The 1993-nt window shown below is 35.2% G+C and carries 1 protein-coding gene and 1 pseudogene; both read left to right on the plus strand.

From position 1 onward, the window contains the following. Positions 1-281: pseudogene (locus tag CTN07_RS22310) on the plus strand (transposase zinc-binding domain-containing protein); the annotation flags it as partial. Positions 282-577: 296 nt separating this feature from the next. Then, positions 578-1639 carry a beta/gamma crystallin-related protein gene (locus CTN07_RS22935; RefSeq protein ID WP_005306597.1) on the plus strand — a complete coding sequence of 354 codons (1062 nt, stop codon included), beginning with the start codon at positions 578-580 and terminating at the stop codon, positions 1637-1639. Positions 1640-1993 lie beyond the last annotated feature (354 nt).

Raw genomic sequence — 1993 nt, forward strand, 5'->3', positions numbered from 1 at the left:
AGCACCGCAAAGTCATCTATAACTCTTGTAAGAGTAAAGCTTGTAGCTCTTGTGGAGTAATGCTGACAGAAAAATGGATAGCGAAGCAGCTATCCATCTTGCCCAAATGTGAATATCAACACATGACCTTAACGATGCCCGATAAGTTATGGCCCATATTCCGACTTAATCCATGGTTAATCAATCTGTTATACCGCTGTGCGGTATCAGCATTCTTGAGTTTTGCAAAGAAACGGGGAATAGAGATTGGCCTATTCTGTGTAGTCCATACATTTGGTCGTTAGCTTAATTGAAATGTCCATTTCCAGGCTCTGTCGCAAAGTTTTCGTTAGATGCAGACGTGGAACCCGAACAAACCATACAATCAACAAATTAATACAATCAATTACTTTTTTATTTTGTATTTGTAAGTAGCATTAATATGCTTGGATTTAATTTAAAAGCTAAGTAGAGATGTGAATAATCTTAAATTATCAACAGTTGCAATAGTAGTTTGTTTAATACAAATCTTTAGCTGATAAATATAACTATCAACCGAAATAAGTATGCTTTAGTGCATTATAGAAATAGGATTTATATGATAAGAAAGTCAATCTCAATACCTGTGGTCATTTCAATATTGAGCTCTCCGTCTTTTGCTCATGATGATGTTTTTTCACAACAGGAAGAGGTGAATTTCAATAAGACATACTCGTCATGTTCTGTGCCGAGTGATGATTTCGTTTTCTACAGAGCTCAATCTGAACAAGTAAACCAGATTCGAAGTGAAGCAGAAGCACTGTTATTCGATGTTAATCGAAAACTAAACATTACTGATAAGCGAGATATTCTCGGTTTATGTAATGCTGTTAAAATGGCAACAGATGATGACTTTGATGTAATTAAAAATAAGATACTTTCAGTTGACCACATTGGTTACGGAGGATTTGATACAACAAATGATGTAGCAAGAAATCAAGTAGGTGCTTTTAATAGTATCGTCGTTGACTTCTTATTGAAGAATAAAACCAAAGAACCAGAGCAACTTATTGACCTTATTTGTTTAATCAACAACGCTGATAATACTGCTTACAGTAAGATCAACACTGCCATCTATGTTGATTATATAGACAACAATAATGGTTGGGAACAGATCCAGAATAAAGGTAAGAGCAGTTGTTATCCTATTTATAAAGGTGGTGTTCATACATGGCTAAAAATGAATGCGAGTTATCTAGAAAAATCAGGCAAGTTAGATGAAGCTAGAGAGGTTTACGTTCTTTTAAATAAATACTTTAAACGAATTAGAACGCTTCATACAGGTGATATAGTACGTCTATCTCAACCAACTGTAGCAACGCAAGCTCAGGATAATGGTCAGTTTGTAACTATCTTTGAACATGATAATTTTCAAGGTCGAGCAAAAAAAATAATTGGAGATATTGTTGATTTAGGTGATTTTAATAATCAAATGTCTTCTTACAAAATACCTAAAGGTTGGCAAGTTCGTTTTTATGAAGGGGCTAACTTTCAGGGTGGGTTCTACACAAGAAGTTCAGACGGTTGGGATTCTACTTTTACGGCTGGCTTTAATGATAAGATAAAGTCGATTAAAATTATTAAAAAAGAAGGTTCTGTCGCAAAGTTAGGGAACCAGTGAGTAATAGAAAGCCCATAGTTAGGAATTTCAATTCCTAACCACCCTGACAGCAATACTGAAAAATCAATCAGTAACCGTCTTTCTTATGGCGTAGCGACCCTGTAAATAATTCTGTGTAACTGTTTGAACAGTAGCCAGCCTTCTGGAGTGAAATAGAAACTACGGCCTAGAGCCTCATTTTTAGTCCTTATTGCTCGCTAATTTAGCGGGCATTCTTATTTTATATAAGTACAAATCACCATTACTGTATTGACTACATCCTATGAGTAACAAACCTAGAAAAAAGAAGAAGAAACCAACAAAGAAATGTCGTCCGGTTCAGGCATCATCTGCTTTTGATAGCTATGAGCAATA

This window comes from Photobacterium damselae (genome assembly GCF_003026815.1).
Classification (GTDB): domain Bacteria; phylum Pseudomonadota; class Gammaproteobacteria; order Enterobacterales; family Vibrionaceae; genus Photobacterium; species Photobacterium damselae.